Annotated in this window: 1 protein-coding gene; it reads right to left on the bottom strand. The window is 57.3% G+C overall.

Annotated features, from left to right (window positions below):
- Window positions 1–2,778: Ig-like domain-containing protein (locus tag GTGU_RS22960; RefSeq protein ID WP_211252880.1), on the bottom strand; the 2,778-nt coding region annotated here is incomplete at its 3' end.
- Window positions 2,779–2,815 lie beyond the last annotated feature (37 nt).

The following is a 2,815-nucleotide window of genomic DNA, read 5'->3' as shown; positions in this document are numbered from 1 at the left end:
CCCCTTGATCAGCGGCGTGTTGTCATCGGTGACACTGCCGGAAACCATATTACCCGTGACCGAACCCGCATCATCAACCACGCTGGTGATGCTGACTTTGCTGCTGTCTGGCGGGGTGTAGTCGGTGGAGAGCACGAACCTGTCAGATGCCGGACCGGTATTACCGGCCCTGTCAGTGGCCGTGACGATGAAATGGTGTCCCCCTTCCGGAAGTGGCGTGGTCGGAGTGAACGACCAGGTGCCGTTGCCGTCAGCGACGGCAGAGCCAATCAGCTCGCCATTATCGTAGATATCGACCCGGCTACCGGCCTCCGCAATGCCTTTCAGCGTGGGGTTGGCATCGTCGGTGACGCTACCGCTGGCCAGATCGCCACGGATGTCGCCAACATCGTCATTAGCCACGGCAATCGCCGGTTTTCCCGGTGATGCAGTATCGACCGTAAAATCGAAGGCCGGAGAAACGACATCATTACCCGCCTGATCGACAGAGATCACCGTCAGACTGTGGTCACCGTCTGCAAGATCTCCGGCTGGGGTAAAGCTCCAGCGGCCGTCCTGTTTGACGGTAGTCGAACCCAGTACCTCATTACCATCTTTAATGGTGACCACGCTCCCAGGTTTACCGCTGCCGGTCAGTTCCGGACGCGCATCGTCGGTGACGCTGCCATCAGTCAGGTTGCCGGTTACCGGCCCCTGATCGTCTTTCACCGCACCGAGAGTGACCATGTTCGGATCCGGATCAACGGTGAAACTGACGCCCGGCGACGGTTCACTGGTGTTACCCGCCGGGTCGGTGACGGTGGTGGTGATCTCGTGCTTCCCTTTCGCCAGTGGCGTTTCCGGGGTGTACGTCCACTTACCGTCATCACCGACGACGGCTGAGCCCAGCACGACGCCGTTGTCGAACACTGTGATGATGTCACCCGCTTGCGCCGTGCCGCTGAAGGTCGGGGACTGGTCATCTGTGGTGTCGCCGGCGTTCACCGGGCCGGTGTACTCGCCGACGTTATCCATAATCAGCAGATCGGCGATCACGGACGGCGCGGTGGTATCGATCACCACCGGGAAGCTGCCACTCTCCTTGTGGTTGCCTGCAGGGTCAGTGGCGGTGACGGTAAAGTTATGGTTGCCGTCTGCCAGCGCCGTATCCGGCGTGAAGCTCCAGCGGCCATTGCTGTCTGCTGTCACCGAACCCAGGACGGTGCTGTCGTCACGGATGGTGACGATATCGCCGGCCGCCGCCGTCCCGTTCAGGGTCGGAGTGCTGTCGTTAGCCACCTCGCCTTTCTGCAATGGTCCTACATACGGTTCACTGTCGTCGTTTACGCTGATGATCGACGGCTCAGCACCTGTCGGGATCAGCAGCGTAATGTCCCAGGATGGGGCTTCACCGGCAATGCGGTTACCGGCCGGATCCTGCGTTTCCAGGGTCAGGCTGTTCAGCCCTTCCAGCAGCGGTGCATCCGGGGTCAGGCTCCATGTGCCATCCACATCAACCACCGCCGAACCGATCAAGTGTTTACCTGCCGCGTCGGTGGTGTAGACGAACACCATGTTGCCGGCGGTGCCGATACCGCTGATGGCCGGCTGGCTGTCGTCGGTGATGTCACCGCTGGCCACATTACCCTGATAATCGCCAACGTTATCGGCAACGCCGGTAATTCTCAGTACATCTTCACCAGCATTTGGTGGGGTTGTATCAACGGCAAAATCCAACGAGTCAGAAGGTTTGCTGGTATTTCCTGTTGGATCGGTTTGCGTCACAATGATGCTGTGATCGCCTTCGGTTAGAGGCTCGTCCGGCGTGAACGACCACTTACCATCAACGCCAATCACGATGGTGCCCAGGACTTTATCGCCGTCATAAAGGGTGACCGTATCACCAGGTTCACCACCACCACTAAAGGTTGGTCTGGAATCATTAGTGACGCCGCCGTCCTGAATCATACCAGTGAAAGGATCGCTATCATCCAGCGCGTTCACAACGTCTGGCTTAACCGGCGGCAGGGTATCTACCACAATATGAATCGGGCTTGAAGACTCGCTGATATTGCCCGCTTTGTCCGTCTGTGTGACGGTAATGTCATGATTGCCATCAGCCAGATTATGGGCCGGTTTGAAATACCAGCGACCATCAGCATTCACTTCGGTCTGACCGATAGCTTTACCATTGTCGTAAATGGTAATAGTGGCACCCGCTTCACCGGTACCGCTCATTTCGGGACGGGTATCATCAGTCCACCCGTTATCGTGAATTTCTCCAACGACATTACCCATTTTATCAATGACGTGTTGAATGGCAGGCGCGTCCGGCGCAAGGGTATCTACGGTGATAACAATCGGATCGGAAGGCTTACTTTCATTACCAGAGGGATCTTTTTCCGTGACGGTAAGTTCGTGTTCACCCTCATCCAGAGGTTTCTCCGGTGTGTAGCTCCACTTACCATCATCACCCACGTTTACCGAGCCGATTTCTTTGCCCTTGTCGTAAATATGGATGGTATCGCCCGGCTCACCGCGGCCACTCAGCGTGGGCGTGGTGTCGTCCGTGTGGTCGCCACTCGTCAACGGACCGACAATAGCGCCTTCGTTATCAATGGCTTCACCAATGGCAGGGGTTGCCGGGGCATTACGATCAGCAATATCATCACTGCCTTCATTCATGGCAACTGCGGCACCGACACCGATTGCGCTGGCTGCCGCGAGGAAACCTAACAGACCGAACAGAGAATCGTCGTTATCACCGGTCGCCGTAAAAATACCACTGCCTGGTCCCATAGGCTCACCGCCCAGGGCAACCGGTGACATATTACCG

The sequence above is a fragment of the Trabulsiella guamensis ATCC 49490 genome, assembly GCF_000734965.1.
Taxonomy (GTDB): Bacteria; Pseudomonadota; Gammaproteobacteria; order Enterobacterales; family Enterobacteriaceae; genus Trabulsiella; species Trabulsiella guamensis.
Note: the sequence above shows the minus strand (reverse complement) of the source record. Positions and strands in the feature narration are given on the sequence as shown.